The organism is Caballeronia sp. ATUFL_M2_KS44, assembly GCF_023630965.1.
Classification (GTDB): Bacteria; Pseudomonadota; Gammaproteobacteria; order Burkholderiales; family Burkholderiaceae; genus Caballeronia; species Caballeronia concitans.
Genome location: NZ_JALQEA010000015.1, coordinates 119,234 through 133,613, shown reverse-complemented (window position 1 = coordinate 133,613; position 14,380 = coordinate 119,234). Strand labels below are relative to the sequence as shown.

At 64.8% G+C, this 14,380-nt stretch carries 12 protein-coding genes; 8 read left to right on the top strand and 4 right to left on the bottom strand.

Annotated elements, in window-relative coordinates:
* Positions 1-41: 41 nt before the first annotated feature.
* Both NCR39_RS08155 and NCR39_RS08150 read right to left on the bottom strand, forming a co-directional pair.
* Positions 42-284, bottom strand: coding sequence for a hypothetical protein (locus NCR39_RS08155; RefSeq protein ID WP_250451740.1), 243 nt, complete (start codon positions 282-284; stop codon positions 42-44).
* Positions 285-564: 280 nt separating this feature from the next.
* Positions 565-1,197, bottom strand: a complete 633-nt coding sequence (locus NCR39_RS08150; protein WP_250451739.1) for a YdcF family protein — start codon at positions 1,195-1,197, stop codon at positions 565-567.
* A gap of 363 nt (positions 1,198-1,560) precedes the next feature.
* Here NCR39_RS08150 and NCR39_RS08145 point away from each other — a divergent pair, with 363 nt between their 5' ends.
* Entirely contained in the window at positions 1,561-1,872 is a 312-nt protein-coding gene (locus NCR39_RS08145) for a hypothetical protein (protein ID WP_250451738.1), read from the top strand.
* A gap of 240 nt (positions 1,873-2,112) precedes the next feature.
* On the opposite strand, the gene NCR39_RS08140 is transcribed toward NCR39_RS08145, so the two are convergent.
* Together NCR39_RS08140 and NCR39_RS08135 are read right to left on the bottom strand one after the other, a co-directional pair.
* Positions 2,113-2,370, bottom strand: a complete 258-nt coding sequence (locus NCR39_RS08140; protein ID WP_250451737.1) for a hypothetical protein — start codon at positions 2,368-2,370, stop codon at positions 2,113-2,115.
* A 188-nt stretch (positions 2,371-2,558) separates the two neighbouring features.
* Complete coding sequence (locus NCR39_RS08135; protein ID WP_035969202.1) at positions 2,559-2,960, bottom strand: transposase; 402 nt, start codon at positions 2,958-2,960, stop codon at positions 2,559-2,561.
* Positions 2,961-3,385: 425 nt separating this feature from the next.
* Here NCR39_RS08135 and NCR39_RS08130 point away from each other — a divergent pair, with 425 nt between their 5' ends.
* The 7 genes from NCR39_RS08130 to infB all read left to right on the top strand — a co-directional run bounded on the left by NCR39_RS08130 (position 3,386) and on the right by infB (position 14,309).
* On the top strand, positions 3,386-4,288 hold the full coding sequence (locus tag NCR39_RS08130; RefSeq protein WP_250451768.1) for a LysR family transcriptional regulator: 903 nt from the start codon (positions 3,386-3,388) through the stop codon (positions 4,286-4,288).
* Between the two features lie 106 nt (positions 4,289-4,394).
* Positions 4,395-5,606 carry a pyridoxal phosphate-dependent aminotransferase gene (locus NCR39_RS08125; protein WP_250451767.1) on the top strand — a complete coding sequence of 404 codons (1,212 nt, stop codon included), beginning with the start codon at positions 4,395-4,397 and terminating at the stop codon, positions 5,604-5,606.
* Positions 5,607-5,922: 316 nt separating this feature from the next.
* Entirely contained in the window at positions 5,923-6,846 is a 924-nt protein-coding gene (gene scpB / locus NCR39_RS08120; RefSeq protein ID WP_250451736.1) for an SMC-Scp complex subunit ScpB, read from the top strand.
* Between the two features lie 127 nt (positions 6,847-6,973).
* Positions 6,974-8,941: a 23S rRNA pseudouridine(2605) synthase RluB gene (gene rluB, locus NCR39_RS08115; protein WP_250451735.1), complete on the top strand. Its 1,968-nt coding sequence runs from the start codon at positions 6,974-6,976 to the stop codon at positions 8,939-8,941.
* 365 nt (positions 8,942-9,306) lie between these two features.
* Positions 9,307-9,765, top strand: coding sequence for a ribosome maturation factor RimP (rimP, locus tag NCR39_RS08110; protein ID WP_040050198.1), 459 nt, complete (start codon positions 9,307-9,309; stop codon positions 9,763-9,765).
* Positions 9,762-11,237 carry a transcription termination factor NusA gene (nusA, locus tag NCR39_RS08105; RefSeq protein WP_040050197.1) on the top strand — a complete coding sequence of 492 codons (1,476 nt, stop codon included), beginning with the start codon at positions 9,762-9,764 and terminating at the stop codon, positions 11,235-11,237. The genes rimP and nusA overlap by 4 nt, the downstream gene beginning before the upstream one ends.
* Before the next feature lie 93 nt (positions 11,238-11,330).
* Positions 11,331-14,309, top strand: a complete 2,979-nt coding sequence (infB, locus tag NCR39_RS08100; RefSeq protein WP_250451734.1) for a translation initiation factor IF-2 — start codon at positions 11,331-11,333, stop codon at positions 14,307-14,309.
* Positions 14,310-14,380: the final 71 nt, after the last annotated feature.

Sequence of the window (14,380 nt, the reverse complement as noted above, 5' to 3'; positions counted from 1 at the left end):
GCAGCCCGGCCGGTCACTGCCGGCCAGAAACAGCGTGCCGCTTACTCGGCGGACTGCTTTGCCTTGCCGTGCGACTTCTTGTGATGGCCCGACTTGCCCGACATCGAGTGATCCATCGGCATGTCTTGCATGCTCGACTGACGCGATTGCAGAGCCTGTGCGCGCGATTCGACGTCCGCGATCGTTGCGGGATCGGTACTCATCCGCACGCCTTGTTCGCTTTGCGCGTAAGCCGATGCGACCGCGCTAAGGGACAACAGAACAGCCAGGGACACTTTCTTCATTGTTACCTCCTAATAGCAGTTGAACCCGGGAATCGCCTGCCGATCCGGTTGGAAAGACGCATAAGTCGGAGCAAAAAACGCTCCTGCCTGGACCGGCACGCGCTCGCGCGTCGATGACCGCAGGGCGAGCCGGACTGGCGCGGATCCGGGCTAGACAATCGTATCCCGGAATGGTCCGTGCGGTATGGGGCAGGCCATTCCGTCCGGCCCTGCGGCCGGAGCGAAATCATACCGGCGCGTTACGGTACTTTCCAGTCCTGATTATTTTGATATGGCGCACTCAATAAAGATGCAGCCAGCGATACACATAAAACCGCGCCAATCCAACCAGTTCATGCAGCGCCAGTTCGCTATTTTCATAGCTCCGAAAGCGCGGAATGAACGTGAGACGGGAGCGCCGCACGTCGGAGACGTAGGGCTGCGGTTTATAGCCGAACGCCTCGAAAGCGCGGACAGAACGCCGCATGTGATAGGCGGACGTGACGAGAATCAAAGTACTGTCATGTGCGTTCCCTAATATACCGGCTACGTTTTGAGCGTTTTCGTATGTATTCAGGCTTTTGTTTTCTCGCGTCAGATCCGTCGACGGAACGCCGCCCGCCAGCACGTAGGGCGCGTAGTTATCGGCTTCCGCTTGTCCGTGATCCTGCGGATCGCCGCCGCTCACGATCACCCGGCACGATGCGCCCGTCTCACGGCACTGGCGATACACCTTCGCCGCCGCCTGGATGCGCGGCATCGATGCGCGCTTCGGAACCAGCCCGGCGTCCGTGCGCGACGTGCCGCCGCCCATCAGCACGATCGTCGTTTTCGGTGCGAAAGAGGGCGGAATGGTCTGTTCATAACCGTACTGAGCGAGCGCGAAAAGCGGCCTCGCAAACCACCCGGTGCCGAAACCCCAGGCGAGCAGCAAGATCAGGATGGCGATCTGCGTGCGCCGTCTCTTCCATAGCGCGAATAATGCGAAAAAAAGCATCAATAAAGTAAATAGAACCAATTTGATTGGGGTAACGTATTGGTTTCAGGACAATTCGCTCCGTCATCGCGTGATTCGAAGCGCATCGGCGGGGGTGCAGAAGGCGCGTGATCAGCGCGCGCTCAACGGGGGTTTTTAAGAGAAAGCAGCACCTAACGCAAGCGGCGGCCAAACATTCAGGCTGCGAACGGTGGTCTCGCTCGTCAGCGCGAAATTCGGCGCGCCGCGTTTAGTCGACGTCGCGGGCCGTCTTGCGACCGTCACGAGCGTCGTCATGGCTGCATAGGAAGAAAGAACGAGATGACCACGTATTCCAACGAAGCCGTACTCGAAGCACTTCGCCGAGCGCAGTATCGTCAAGTTCCGTGGGCGAAACGCCCCAATGTTTTCGACCGTCTCCGCGCCCTCGGGCTGCTCGAACTGGCGCGGCAGCGTACCGTCGCGCCGGCGCCCGGGTTCCATGCGCCGGTCGACATCGCCGTCGTCACCGAACGGGGAAAACAGGAGTTTTCGCGCCTGTCGCGGGACGAGCGCTCGATCGACTGGGACTTGCGCCGCGCCGAACCCTATACCTTCGGCGGTCACGAAGCGGTGCTCGAAGCGAGAATCTAGCGCGACGGAACGGGCGAACCGGGCTCTTCGGAGCGGCATGCCGATCGGCGGACGGGCCGAGGGTGGATCGTCGTCATCGGATGCAGCGCGCTGACAGGCGAAAAAAAAGCCCGTATCCAAGGATACGGGCAGACCGGTTATCACTGTTGCCACGCTGTGCTCATGGCATCTGATGTGACTTGCCGCGGCTCGCGGGGTTCCGCGTGTCGATAATCGCGACCGCGAGCGCTTTTGACGGTTTCAATGCTGCGGCGAGCGCTCTTCGCGTTCGTTGTCCGGCCGAGCGCGGACGTTGCTCGCAATATCGCCGCGCAAGTCGCCGCGCGGCGCGGGCGGTGTCGAAGCAGGCGCACGCGAGACTTCATGCTGGGCCGATGCCGTAGCGCGCGTGCTCAGTCGCAGATCGGACGATGCGGGCGGCGGCTGCGCCTGGCCGGCTGCCGCTACGCCGGCGAGCGCGATGAACGCGCCTCGGACGAGCAGAGTCGATGCCTTCATGTGAGTGTCCTCAGATCCGATGGACCTGTTTATCCACTCAACAAGCTATGCCTCGTTGGATACCGCCGCTGTAAGGAATGGTAAAGAGTTGTTTCGCGCCGGACGCGCCGCGCTCGGGCGAAGAGATGCGATGAGGGAAGGGGAAAGCCATGGCCGGCTCAAGTCCGGCCATGGCTCGATCGATGATGTCAGGCCATCTTGGCCGGCGCGCGCCACGATTCCGGATTCGTCCAGAATGCGCCGCGCAGGCGATCGCGGCTCGGCGGTGCGGGCGGCTTCACGGCGCTCGAACCGATGCGTCCGCGCAGCGATACCTCGCGGCCATTGCTCGACAGCCGCTTCACGATTTCCGCGAGCGTGCCGTCGGCTTGCCACTCGTCGAAGCGACGGCGGCAGGTGGGCGGCGAAGGATAACGGCCGGGCAATTTCGACCAGCCTTCGCCCGTCGACAAGACCCACAGCACGGCGTTGACCACCGAGCGCGCTTCCACGCGCGGACGGCCGCGCCGCTCGCTGCGTGCCGGCTCGGAACAAAACAACGCCTCAACCAGCGCCCACTCGTTATCTCTCAAATCGTCGAACAGCACCATATCTCACCTCAGCGAAGCTAACCCCGGTGCGCTGCCCCGCGCCGCGCACTCTGGTCGGAATCCGATGAACGAATACCAGGGAAGGCCGAAGCGGCGCCGCTGATCAGTGTTTCAATCTGTCCGCGTATGGCTCCGACCTTTGTGCGCAATGAAATGCGAGAACCGTGCCATGCGTGTCGCGAAATCCGGGAAACCCGCATGGCAGTAGGCTGACGCGATGCCAGCATGGCCCGTATCAGACCCGAAATGGATTGATTAAGAAATCGGGACAATCACCAATCCTGTGCAGCAGGCCCATCGGCCGTGCGTCCGCAGCCTTTTGCTGCACCGCAGCGTAACGCGTCTTGTCGATCAGACTTCGGGATCGACCGCCTATAATGCGCATAAGATCCTGTTATTGATGAGTGCATGGAATGAACGCGCCTTTGAACGTGACGTTGCGGCAACTGCGCGTCTTTATCGAGGTATCGCGGCTGCGCAGTTTCAGTCGTGCGGGCGAAGAGATCGGGCTGACGCAATCGGCGGTCAGCCGGTGCGTGCGCGAACTGGAAGGCGAGATCGGGCTGAAACTGATCGACCGGACGACGCGCGAAGTGCAACTGACGGATGTCGGCGTGGGTCTCGTCGGCACGGTGTCGCGGCTTCTCGCCGATCTCGACGAAGCGCTGCGCGAAGTGCGCGATCTCGGGCAGCAGCGTCGCGGACGGGTGATCGTCGCGGCGAGCCCGACGGTCGCGTGCCGGCTGATGCCGCGTGTCATCGCTTCGTGCCTGCGGCAGCATCCGCTGATCACGCTCAGCCTGCGCGACGACGTCCAGTCCGACGTGCTGCGCAAGGTGAAATCGGGCGAAGTGGATTTTGGCGTGGTGATCGGCCCGTTCGCCGCCGACGAAGTCGAATCCCAGCCCGTGATGACCGATTCCTTCTGCCTCGTCGCGCGCCGCGATCATCCGCTGGCGAAGGAGCGGGCCGCGCCGTGGGAAGCGCTCGCGGGCGAGCGGCTCGTGATGCTCGACTATGCGTCCGGCAGCCGGCCGATCATCGATTCCGTCATGCAGGAGCACGGCGTCGATGCTCACGTCGTGCAGGAACTCGGCCATTCGGCAACGGTTTTCGGCCTGGTCGAAGCGGGCGTCGGCGTGAGCGTGCTGCCGTGGCTCGCGCTGCCGCTGCCGGCCGATTCGTCGCTCGTCGCGCTGCCGCTCGAGCCGCGTGCGGAGCGGACCGTCGAGCTGGTGCGGCGGCGCGACCGGTCGTTGTCGCCGGCGGCGGAGTCGGTGTGGTCGCTCATCGCGGCGTTGCCGCGGCGCGCGGAAGATCTGGAATGAGCGGCGGCGCGTCTCGAAAAGAATGCAGCCGCGTTAGACTTCACCATTTTTCACGGAGCGGGCGATGAGTGAATCCGAAGGCGCGGTGATCGCTGAACTGAGCGGCATGACGGGCGCGCAGGCGCATGCGAGCGGCCAGCACGATGCACACGGCGCGCCGAACGCCCGTGACGCGGTGCGCGCGCTGCGGCCTTCGCAGATTCGCGAAGTCGCCAACGCGGGCTTCGGCGTGCCGGACGTGCTGCCGTTCTGGTTCGGCGAGTCGGATCGCGTGACGCCGCCGTTCATCCGCGCTGCCGCGAGCCGCGCGCTCGCCGATGGCGCGACGTTCTACACGCACAATCTCGGCATCGCGCCGCTGCGCGAGGCGCTCGGGCGCTACGTCAGCGGGCTGCACGGCGCGACGCCGGCGGAGAACATCGCGGTCACGAGCGCCGGCGTCAATGCGCTGATGCTGGCGGCGCAGCTCGTCGTCGGCGCGGGCGATCGCGTCGTCGCGGTGACGCCGCTCTGGCCGAATCTCGTCGAGATTCCGAAGATTCTCGGTGCGACGGTCGATACCGTCTCGCTGAACTACGGCCCGCGCGGCTGGACGCTGGACATCGGGCAACTGCTCGCTGCGCTCACGCCGTCGACGCGCATGCTGATGATCAACTCGCCGAACAACCCGACCGGCTGGACGATGACGCGCGAGGAACAGCGTATCGTGCTCGATCATTGCCGGCGGCACGGCATCTGGATCGTCGCGGACGAAGTCTACGAGCGCCTCTATTACGGCGCGGGCGCGACGGTCGCGCCGTCGTTCCTCGATCTCGCCGCGCGCGACGAACGCGTGATCGCGGTCAACTCGTTCTCGAAAGCGTGGCTGATGACCGGCTGGCGGCTCGGCTGGATCGTCGCTCCGGCCGCGCTGATGGACGACCTCGGCAAGCTCGTCGAGTACAACACGTCGTGCGCGCCGTCGTTCGTTCAGCAGGCGGGCATCGTCGCGGTCGAAGAAGGCGAGTCGTTCACGCAATCGCTCGTCGCCGACCTGCGCGCGAGCCGCGATCACCTGGTGAAGGCGCTGCAAAGCATCGAGGGCGTCGACGTCCGCGCTCCCGACGGCGCGATGTATTTGTTCTTCTCGCTGCCGGGCGCGTCGAAAAGTCTCGAACTCTGTAAAGCGCTCGTGCGCGAGGCGGGCGTGGGCCTCGCGCCCGGCAGCGCATTCGGCGCGGAAGGCGAAGGTTTCGTGCGCTGGTGCTATGCCTGCGACCCGGCGCGCCTCGACAAAGGCGTCGAGCGCCTGCGGCGTTTTCTGGCGGCGCGCGCGTGAGATGAGTGAGGGCCGGGGCGGGCGGATCAATCACCTTTACGCCCCGGTTCTTTTTGCGTAATATGGCGCTCAGTCACGCGCTTTCGCCTAGAAAGCGCCACCTCGTCCGGCTGGGATGGCCCGGCGTTCGCTCACCGATCGCCCATTGACGCCTCTCCCCGGTGCGTGCTCCCAATCAATATGACCGATTAATCGGGCGAGCGCGTCTGAAACTCCGCGTCCAGCATTATCGTGCGCACCGCTTAGGTGCCGTTCGAACCCGCTCAGGCTCGATTTGGAATTGGATCATTGACCATACAGGGTTGACCCAAGCTGCATGAATACCCAAGAGGCGAAAATCGTCCTCGAGACTGCTTTGATTTGCGCGCAGGAACCGCTGCGGCTGAGTGAGTTGCGTAAGCTCTTCGCCGAAGACATCTCGGCGGATACCGTGCGCACGCTGCTCGAAGGGCTTCAGGCCGACTGGTCGGGCCGCGGCGTCGAACTGGTCGCGCTCGCATCGGGGTGGCGCTTTCAAAGCAAGCCCGCCATGCGGACTTACCTCGATCGGCTGCATCCCGAAAAGCCGCCCAAGTATTCGCGCGCCGTCATGGAAACGTTGGCGATCATTGCTTATCGTCAACCGGTGACGCGCGGCGATATCGAGGAAATTCGCGGCGTCACGGTCAATACGCAAGTGGTCAAGCAGCTTGAAGATCGCAGCTGGATCGAGGTGATCGGTCATCGTGACGTGCCCGGCCGGCCCGCGCTTTACGCGACGACCAAGCAGTTTCTCGACGATCTCGGCCTGACCGCGCTCGACGAACTGCCCGCGCTCGACAATCCGTCGGCGCAACTGGAAGCGTCGCTGCTCGCGCAGCATTCGATCGAGTTTGCGGACGGCGCGGCGGCGTCGACGGCGCCTGTTGTGGGCGCTGAAGGCGTGGCAACGGCGCATGCGCCCAATGAGCACGATTCCGCCGCGACGCCCGTGGAAGGCGCAGCCGGGCAGCTGGAAGCCGAGGCCGGAACGGATCATGCGGGCACGGAGCACGAGAGCGTCGCTTTGCTGTTGACCGAGCTTCGCGTGCAGCCGCTGAAGCCGGCGCACGACGAGACCGAGGCTATCGACGCAAGCATCGCGAACGCGGCGCAAGAGCCGCAAGAGCCGCAAGGCGACGAACACGACACACGCCCGTCGGCCGATGCCGATGTGACCGGCGACGATTCCGACGAGGAACCGAAGGCGCGCCGCGCCTGATGCAATTGCATGGCCCCTGATTCAACCGGCTCTCGATAAAAGATCACGTCGAAGACGATCGCCGGACCGATCAGCGGATATTTTTGACGCGCCCGCCCGGGCGCGCAATTCGACATTTGAGGTTGTTTTGACACACTCCCACGACAGCGATTCGCCCGAATCCGCGCGCCCCGCGCATACCGCGGACGCCCATGAGTCGGCCGATGCCGGCGAACGCACGCGCATCGACGAGAGCGCCGACGGCGATGATCGTCCGCGCCGCGGCCTGCGCCGCGGGCCGCGCAGTCTGATCGCGCGACGCCGCGCTGTCGCCAAGACGAAGGCGCCCGAAGGCGCGCCCGCCGCGCCGGGCGCGGTCACGGAAGCGCCGCCCGACGGCGTCGTCGTCGCGCAGGTGCGCATGCCGCGCAAGGACGCGAGCGCCAGGACGCCGCGCAACGCGCAAGGCAAGCGTGACGCCGGCGGCACGAATCCGGGCGCGAACGCAGCCGCGAACCCGGGCGCGAACCCGGGCGAAAAGCCGGCGGGCAAGCAGGGCGGGCGCAGGAACGCGCGCCGCGATGCGGGCGAGCCGGGCGTCGAGGCATCGGCGGAAGCGGGTGCATCCGCGCCGCGCGAAGGTGGCCGTCGCAAGGGCGCGCAGCCGAAGCGCGAGAAGAACGAGAAGCACGCCAAGCATAACGACGCCGGTCCGGCCACCGTGGCGAGCGCCGCAGCCGCTGCCGTCGACGATGTCTTCGCCTACGTGACATCGCCCGCATTCGATGCGGACAACGGATCGACCGGCGTGCGCGCCCCGATGCTGCGCCGCGGCCGCAACGCGCCCCAGCAAAAGCGCGTGCTCGAACCGGACGACGACGCGCCGAAGCTGCACAAAGTCCTCGCTGACGCCGGCATGGGCTCGCGGCGCGACATGGAAGAATTGATCATCGCAGGGCGCGTGTCGGTGAACGGCGAGCCGGCGCATATCGGCCAGCGGATCATGCCGACGGACCAGGTCCGCATCAACGGCAAGCCACTCAAGCGCAAGCTCGCGAGCAAGCCGCCGCGCATCCTGCTGTATCACAAGCCGACGGGCGAGATCGTCAGCCACGCGGACCCGGAAGGGCGTCCGTCCGTGTTCGACAAGCTCCCGTCGATGAAAACGGCCAAGTGGCTCGCGGTCGGCCGTCTGGACTTCAACACGGAAGGGCTGCTCTTGCTCACCACGTCCGGCGATCTGGCGAACCGCTTCATGCATCCGCGCTACAGCGTCGAGCGTGAGTACGCGGTGCGCGTGGTCGGCCAGTTGTCCGAGGCGATGAAGCAGAAGCTGCTGAAAGGCATCGAACTCGACGACGGTCCCGCGAATTTCCTGCGCATCCAGGATGGCGGCGGCGAAGGCACGAATCACTGGTATCACGTCGCGCTCGCGGAAGGGCGCAATCGCGAAGTGCGACGCATGTTCGAAGCCGCTGGCCTCATGGTCAGCCGGCTGATCCGCACGCGCCACGGTCCGATCGCGTTGCCGCGCGGCCTCAAGCGCGGCCGCTGGGAAGAGCTCGAAGACAATCAGGTGCGCAGCCTGATGGAGACGGTTGGGCTGAAGGTGCCGGTCGCCGAGAAGGGCGGCCGCAGTTCGGCGCCGCGTGTCCAGCCGGATCCGATGCAAACCTCGATGGGCTTCATCACGCGTGAGCCGGTGCTGAGCTCGCATTCGCGCATGGCGCAGACGCCGGCTCGCGGCGGCCGGCGCGGTGCGGCGGGCGGCGGCATGCCCGGCGCGTTCGGCGCAGGTGGAATGGGCGGACTCGGCGGCTTCGGCGGTAACACGGGCAACGCCGGCGGCCCCGGCCGACGCGGTGGCCGCGAAGTGAACGGCAATCGCATCGGCGGCGAGCCCAACGGCAATCGCGCCAATGGCGGCGGTCGCGGGACCGGTCAGCGCGGCGCGCGTCCGCAAGGCGGCCCGCAGGGCGCGAGCGGCCCGGCCAAGCGCGCCGGCGGCAACGGTCCGCGCGGCGGCAATCGTCAGGGCGGCGCGCAGCCGGGCGGAGCGCAAGGCAAGGCCGGCGCAGGCCGCGGCGGTCCGCGCAATCGCTCGCGCGGACGCTGACAGGCGCGCGCGTCGCCTGACACGCGGCGGGAAGAATCGGTCGAAGGCGGGCGTCTTCGACCGAATTTCGAAAGCAGCAGTCACGGACATCGAAACAAGGCAACAAAGCATGCGATCCAGCGCGAAACAGGGCCGAACGCGCGCTTTACGTTTGCGTTTATCCCGAAAAATGGCTAAAATCACGAAGTCGCTGGGCACATAGTTTTCGCGCTGCCCGGGTGCGACCTCGGTTGAAAATGATGGGCGTTGCGCCCATTTTTTTTTGGCTTTTTGGTTCGGCATCTCGGGAGCAGGGGTGCGCGCCCGGTCAAGGCGCTCGCCCGCAGGTGTTTCGCGGCGCGATGCGCGAACACCTTGGAGTTACTGTGCAACTGACGGAATTGATTGAAACCACGGTCTCGAGCCTGGGCTACGAGCTTGTCGATCTCGAACGTTCGGGAGGCGGCATGCTGCGCATTTATATCGACCAGCCGGCCGGTATCGCCATCGAAGACTGCGAGAAAGTCACGCGTCAGCTCCAGTACGTGCTCGAGGTGGAAAACATCGACTATGACCGCCTCGAAGTGTCGTCGCCGGGGCTCGATCGCCCGCTCAAGAAGCTGGCCGACTTCGAGCGCTTCGCCGGGAGCGAAGTCGTCATCACACTGAAAAAACCGCTGGACGGGCGCAAGTCGTTCCGTGGCATCTTGCACGCCCCGCAAGGCGAAACGATCGGATTGGAATTTGAAGGGAAGGACGGCGCCGCGATGCTCGATTTCACAGTCGCGGACCTCGATAAAGCACGTCTCGTCCCCAAAGTTGACTTTAGGAGCCGCAAACAATGAGTCGCGAAGTTTTGATGCTGGCGGATGCGCTGGCGCGCGAAAAGAACGTCAACAAGGACGTGGTGTACGCAGCCCTGGAGGCTGCGCTTGCTTCGGCAACGAAGAAGCTGTTCGAGGAAGATGTGGATATCCGTGTCGCGATCGACCGTGAAAGCGGCGAACACGAGACGTTCCGCCGCTGGCGCGTGGTGCCGGACGAGGCCGGCCTGCAGGAGCCGGATCAGGAAATCCTGCTGTTCGAAGCGAAGGAGCAGAAGCCCGACGCGGAAGTGGACGATTTCATCGAGGAACCCATTCCGTCGATCGAGTTCGGCCGGATCGGCGCGCAGGCCGCGAAGCAGGTGATCCTGCAGAAGGTGCGCGACGCCGAGCGCGAACAGATCCTGAACGACTTCCTCGAGCGCGGCGAAAAGATCATGACCGGCTCGGTCAAGCGCCTGGACAAGGGCAATTTCATCGTCGAATCCGGTCGCGTGGAAGCGCTCCTGCGCCGCGACCAGCTGATTCCGAAGGAAAACCTGCGCGTGGGCGACCGCGTGCGCGCGTATATCGCGAAGGTCGATCGCACGGCGCGTGGCCCGCAAATCGAACTCTCGCGCACCGCGCCTGAATTCCTGATGAAGCTGTTCGAGCTGGAAGTGCCGGAAATCGAACAAGGGCTGCTGGAAATCAAGGCGGCCGCGCGCGATCCCGGCGTGCGTGCGAAAATCGGGGTGATCGCCTACGACAAGCGGATCGACCCGATCGGCACGTGCGTCGGCATCCGCGGTTCGCGCGTTCAGGCGGTGAGAAACGAGCTCGGTGGCGAGAACGTCGACATCGTGCTATGGTCGGAAGACCCCGCGCAGTTCGTGATCGGCGCCCTCGCGCCGGCAGCCGTCCAGTCGATCGTCGTCGATGAAGAAAAGCATTCGATGGACGTCGTCGTGGACGAGAGCGAACTCGCGGTCGCCATCGGCCGCAGCGGCCAGAACGTTCGACTCGCCAGCGAACTCACCGGCTGGCAGATCAACATCATGACGCCGGACGAATCGGCGCTGAAGCAGAACGAAGAGCGTGGCAAGTTGCGCGACCTGTTCATGGCGCGTCTGGATGTGGACGAGGAAGTCGCCGACATCCTGATCGACGAAGGCTTCACGAGCCTCGAAGAAATCGCCTACGTGCCGCTCAACGAGATGCTCGAAATCGAAGCATTCGACGAAGACACCGTGCACGAGCTGCGCAACCGCTCGCGCGACGCGCTGCTGACGATGGCCATCGCCAACGAAGAGAAGGTCGAAGGCGTGGCGCTCGATCTCAAGAGCCTGGAAGGCATGGACAACGAGCTTCTCGCGAAGCTCGCCGAGCACCAGGTTCAAACCCGCGACGACCTCGCGGAGCTGGCAGTAGATGAACTGGTCGAAATGACCGGTATGGAAGAGGATGCCGCTAAGGCGTTGATCATGAAAGCACGTGAACACTGGTTCCAGTGAGAAATGACCATGGCGCACTGAAATTTGGCGGCCAGTCTGGCCGCATGACCCCGATCTAACCGCAAGGATTGGTCCTTGCATCAAGAGGAATGAATGGCGAGTAACAACGTAGCCCAATTTGCCGCGGAACTCAAAATGCCTGCGGGCGTCCTGCTCGAGCAGTTGCAGGCGGCTGGCGTCCAGAAAGCGAGCGCGAACGACGACCTGTCCGAGACGGACAAGGCGCGTCTGCTCGATCATTTGCGCAAGTCGCACGGTTCCGCCGAGGCTGACAAGCGCAAGATCACTTTGACGCGCCGGCATACGTCGGAAATCAAGCAATCCGACGCAACGGGTAAGGCTCGCACCATTCAGGTCGAGGTGCGCAAAAAACGTGTTTTCGTGAAGCGCGATGAAACCGGCGTCGAGCAGGTCGAAGCGCCGGCAGCGAATCATGTCGAAGAACCGGAAGTCGATGAAGCCGAGCTTGCGCGTCGCGCGGAAGAAGCGCGCCTCGCCGCCGAGCAGCTCGAACGCGAAGAGCGCGAGCTGAAGGAGCAGCAGGCGAAGCTGGAGCGCGAGGAAGCCGAGCGCCGCGCCCGCGAGGAAGCGGCGGAAGCCGAGCGCAAGAAGCAGGAAGAGGAAGCGGCGCGCCGTGCGGCGGCTGCGGCACAGGCTGCGGAAATCTCGCGTGCCGCTCAGGCGGCGCGTCAGGAAGCGCGCACGCAACCGGCGGTCGAAGCGAAGCCGGAACCGAAGCAGGACGACACCGCCCAGCGCGAAGCCGCCGAAAAGGCTGCGGAAGAAAAGGCTGCGAGCGAGCGTGCTGCCCAGCGCGAAGCCGCGAAGAAGGCGGAAGAAGACGCAAAGGCCAAGGCCGAGAAGGCGCGTATGGAGCAGGAAGCCATCGCGAAGCGTCGTGCAGCGGCTGAAGCCGAAGCGCGCGCCATCCGCGAAATGATGAACACGCCGCGCAAGGCGCAGGTCAAGGCGCCGGAGCCGGCGCCCGCTGCGAAGCCGGCGGAAGCGGCGAAGGCCGCGGAAGCCAAGGGCACGCTGCACAAGCCCGCGAAGCCGGAAGGCGCGCAGGCCGCGCGTCCGGCGGCGAAGAAGCCGGCTGCGGCAGGCGCACCCGCGCCCGCAGCGGCGGCTCCGTCCGCCGACAAGAAGAAGGCCGGCGGCAAGGGCGGCTGGCAGGACGACGCCTCGAAGCGCCGCGGCATCAAGACGCGCGGCGACACGAGCGGCGGCGTCGATCGCGGCTGGCGCGGCGGTCCGAAGGGCCGTGGCAAGCATCAGGAACAGACGTCGTTCCAGGCGCCGACGGAACCGATCGTCCGTGAAGTGCACGTGCCGGAAACCATCTCGGTGGCCGACCTCGCGCACAAGATGTCGGTGAAGGCTTCGGAAGTCATCAAGGTGATGATGAAGCTCGGCCAGATGGTCACGATCAACCAGGTGCTGGACCAGGAAACGGCGATGATCGTCGTCGAGGAACTGGGCCATCGCGCGGTCGCCGCCAAGCTGGACGATCCGGAAGCGCTCCTGATCGAAGGCGAGACCACCGAGGAAACGGCGGAGCGTCTGCCGCGTCCGCCGGTCGTCACCGTGATGGGTCACGTCGACCACGGCAAGACCTCGCTCTTGGACTACATCCGTCGCGCGAAAGTGGCGGCGGGCGAAGCGGGCGGCATCACGCAGCATATCGGCGCGTATCACGTCGATACGCCGCGCGGCGTCATCACGTTCCTCGACACGCCGGGTCACGAGGCCTTCACGGCCATGCGTGCGCGCGGCGCGAAGGCCACCGACATCGTCATTCTGGTGGTCGCTGCCGACGACGGCGTGATGCCGCAGACGAAGGAAGCGATCGCTCACGCGAAGGCGGGCGGCGTGCCGATCGTCGTCGCGATCAACAAGATCGACAAGCCGGAAGCCAACCCGGACCGCGTGAAGCAGGAACTCGTCGCGGAAGGCGTGGTGCCGGAAGAGTACGGCGGCGATTCGCCGTTCATCGAAGTGTCGGCGAAGACCGGCAAGGGCATCGACGATCTGCTGGAAAACGTGTCGCTGCAGGCCGAAGTGCTGGAATTGACCGCACCGGTCGATGCAGCCGCCAAGGGTCTCGTGATCGAAGCCAAGCTGGACAAGGGCAAGGGTCCGGTCGCGACCATCCTGGTGCAGTCGGGCACGCTGAACCGCGGCGACGTGGTGCTGGCGGGCAGCGCGTACGGCCGCGTCCGTGCGATGCTGGACGAAACCGGCAAGCCGACGAAGACCGCGGGTCCGTCGATTCCGGTGGAAATCCAGGGTCTGTCGGAAGTGCCGGCGGCGGGCGAGGAAGTCATCGTGTTGCCGGACGAGCGCAAGGCGCGCGAAATCGCGCTGTTCCGTCAGGGCAAGTTCCGCGACGTCAAGCTGGCGAAGCAGCAGGCCGCGAAGCTCGAAAACATGCTCGAGCAGATGGGCGAAGGCGAAGTGCAGAACCTGCCGCTCATCGTCAAGGCGGACGTGCAGGGCTCGCAGGAAGCGCTCGTGCAGTCGCTGCAGAAGCTGTCGACCGGCGAAGTGCGCGTGCAGATCGTGCACAGCGCGGTCGGCGCGATCAGCGAGTCGGACGTCAACCTGGCGACGGCGTCGAAGGCGGTCATCATCGGCTTCAACACGCGTGCGGATGCGCAAGCCCGCAAGCTGGCCGAATCGAACGGCATCGACATTCGCTACTACAACATCATCTATGACGCAGTGGATGAGGTGAAGGCAGCGATGTCCGGCATGCTCGCGCCGGAGAAGCGCGAGACGGTGACGGGCACGGTCGAGGTGCGTCAGGTCATCCGCGTGCCGAAGGTCGGTCTGATCGCGGGTTGTATGGTGACGGACGGTTTCGTGAAGCGCTCCTCGTCGGTGCGCGTGATCCGCAACAACGTCGTCATCCATACGGGCGAGCTGGATTCGCTCAAGCGCTTCAAGGACGACGTCAAGGAAGTGCGTCAGGGCTTCGAGTGCGGTATCTCGATCAAGAACTTCAACGACATCGTCGAAGGCGATCAGTTGGAAGTCTTCGAAGTGACCGAAGTGGCTCGTACGCTGTAACGCATCACTACGCTGAGCCTCGAGGCGGAGCGGGCCAAACGGCTGGCTCCGCCTTTTTCTTTGGCGCGGCG